This is a genomic window from Phaeobacter sp. HS011 (assembly GCF_018101215.1).
Lineage (GTDB): Bacteria > Pseudomonadota > Alphaproteobacteria > Rhodobacterales > Rhodobacteraceae > Phaeobacter > Phaeobacter inhibens.
In genome coordinates this window covers 1-2,500 of sequence record NZ_JAGEUF010000016.1, presented here as the reverse complement: position 1 = coordinate 2,500, position 2,500 = coordinate 1, and the positions used below count along the sequence as shown (strand labels likewise).

At 52.8% G+C, this 2,500-nt stretch carries 1 tRNA gene and 2 rRNA genes (1 of these 3 cut by a window edge); all 3 read left to right on the top strand.

The window, feature by feature from the left end:
* Positions 1-1,998 (top strand): 23S ribosomal RNA (locus J4721_RS19555) (it extends 830 nt beyond the left edge of the window).
* Positions 1,999-2,109: 111 nt separating this feature from the next.
* A 5S ribosomal RNA gene (gene rrf, locus J4721_RS19550) occupies positions 2,110-2,224 on the top strand.
* A gap of 147 nt (positions 2,225-2,371) precedes the next feature.
* Positions 2,372-2,448: transfer RNA gene (locus tag J4721_RS19545), tRNA-Met, on the top strand.
* Positions 2,449-2,500: the final 52 nt, after the last annotated feature.

Here is a 2,500-nt window from a genome sequence, read left to right as displayed (position 1 = left end):
GTTCTCTGCGAAATCTATTTAGGTAGAGCGTCATCCGAATACCCCGGGGGGTAGAGCACTGGATGGGTAATGGGGCCCCACAGGCTTACTGATCCTAACCAAACTCCGAATACCCGGGAGTACTAGATGGCAGACACACTGCGGATGCTAACGTCCGTAGTGGAGAGGGAAACAACCCTGACCTACAGCTAAGGCCCCTAATTCATGGCTAAGTGGGAAAGCAGGTGGGATGTCCAAAACAACCAGGAGGTTGGCTTAGAAGCAGCCATCCTTTAAAGATAGCGTAACAGCTCACTGGTCTAATTAAGACGTCCTGCGGCGAAGATGTAACGGGGCTCAAGCCATGAGCCGAAGCTTAGGATGCACATAGTGCATGGTAGCAGAGCGTAGTGTGACATAGTCTCATGTCTCCTTAGTGTCTTCGGGCACATTGGAGACGCGAGGCTTTCGATGAAGCGGGCGCGTGAGCGATCCCGTGGAGAGATCACTAGCGAGAATGATGACATGAGTAGCGACAAAGAGTGTGAGAGACACTCTCGCCGAAAGTCCAAGGGTTCCTGCTTAAAGCTAATCTGAGCAGGGTAAGCCGGCCCCTAAGGCGAGGCCGAAAGGCGTAGCCGATGGGAACTAGGTTAATATTCCTAGGCCAGGAGGATGTGACGGATTGTGAAGGTAGTTCATCCTTATCGGATTGAATGGGCTGCTGATCAGTCCCTGGAAATAGCCCTCCATGAGACCGTACCCTAAACCGACACAGGTGGACTGGTAGAGAATACCAAGGCGCTTGAGAGAACGATGTTGAAGGAACTCGGCAAAATACCTCCGTAAGTTCGCGAGAAGGAGGCCCGGTTCCAAGGCAACTTGGAGCTGGGGGCACAAACCAGGGGGTGGCGACTGTTTATTAAAAACACAGGGCTCTGCGAAGTCGCAAGACGACGTATAGGGTCTGACGCCTGCCCGGTGCCTGAAGGTTAAAAGGAGGGGTGAGAGCTCCGAATTGAAGCCCAGGTAAACGGCGGCCGTAACTATAACGGTCCTAAGGTAGCGAAATTCCTTGTCGGGTAAGTTCCGACCTGCACGAATGGCGTAACGACTTCCCCGCTGTCTCCAACATCGACTCAGCGAAATTGAATTGCCTGTCAAGATGCAGGCTTCCCGCGGTTAGACGGAAAGACCCCGTGCACCTTTACTACAGCTTCGCACTGGTATCAGGATTGTGACGTGCAGGATAGGTGGTAGGCATCGAAGCGTGAACGCTAGTTCACGTGGAGCCTCCCTTGAGATACCACCCTTCGCACTCTTGATATCTAACCGCGGTCCGTTATCCGGATCCGGGACCCTGCGTGGCGGGTAGTTTGACTGGGGCGGTCGCCTCCTAAAGCGTAACGGAGGCGCGCGAAGGTTGGCTCAGAGCGGTCGGAAATCGCTCGTTGAGTGCAATGGCAGAAGCCAGCCTGACTGCGAGACTGACAAGTCGAGCAGAGACGAAAGTCGGCCATAGTGATCCGGTGGTCCCAAGTGGGAGGGCCATCGCTCAACGGATAAAAGGTACGCCGGGGATAACAGGCTGATACTGCCCAAGAGTCCATATCGACGGCAGTGTTTGGCACCTCGATGTCGGCTCATCTCATCCTGGGGCTGGAGCAGGTCCCAAGGGTACGGCTGTTCGCCGTTTAAAGAGGTACGTGAGCTGGGTTTAGAACGTCGTGAGACAGTTCGGTCCCTATCTGCCGTGGGTGTAGGATACTTGAGAGGAGTTGCCCCTAGTACGAGAGGACCGGGGTGAACGATCCACTGGTGGACCAGTTGTTATGCCAATAGCAGTGCTGGGTAGCTATGATCGGACAGGATAACCGCTGAAGGCATCTAAGCGGGAAGCCCCCCTCAAAACAAGGTATCCCTGAGGGCCGAGGTAGACCACCTCGTCAATAGGCCGGAGATGTAAGTGCAGCAATGCATTCAGTTGACCGGTACTAATCGCCCGATAGGCTTGATCTGTTCCAGTAACAGTCAGTGACACAATGAACCAAAAGCAAAAAAAACTTGGACTTCATCGCGATTGTATCTCTGCGATCTCTCATAAAGATCGTGAATATGGATTTTCCTCGGTTTGGTGGTCATAGCGCAAGTGAAACACCCGGTCCCATCCCGAACCCGGAAGTTAAGCACTGTTGCGCCGATGGTACTGCGTCTTAAGGCGTGGGAGAGTAGGTCACCGCCAAACCTAGTAAAATCCATAAAACTAAACGATAACAACAAAAAATACCTTCAGATATACCCCTCTGAAGGGACAAATGCTCAATCACAACATCAGTGATAAAGCAAATAAAGGCTCAAATAGCGAAACGTGCCAGAGCCTAAATAAAAATGTCGCGGGATGGAGCAGCCCGGTAGCTCGTCAGGCTCATAACCTGAAGGTCGTAGGTTCAAATCCTACTCCCGCAACCAAATATACCAAGCAATAACGCAACAGCGCCCCAAGGGGCGCTTCTCGCGTTTG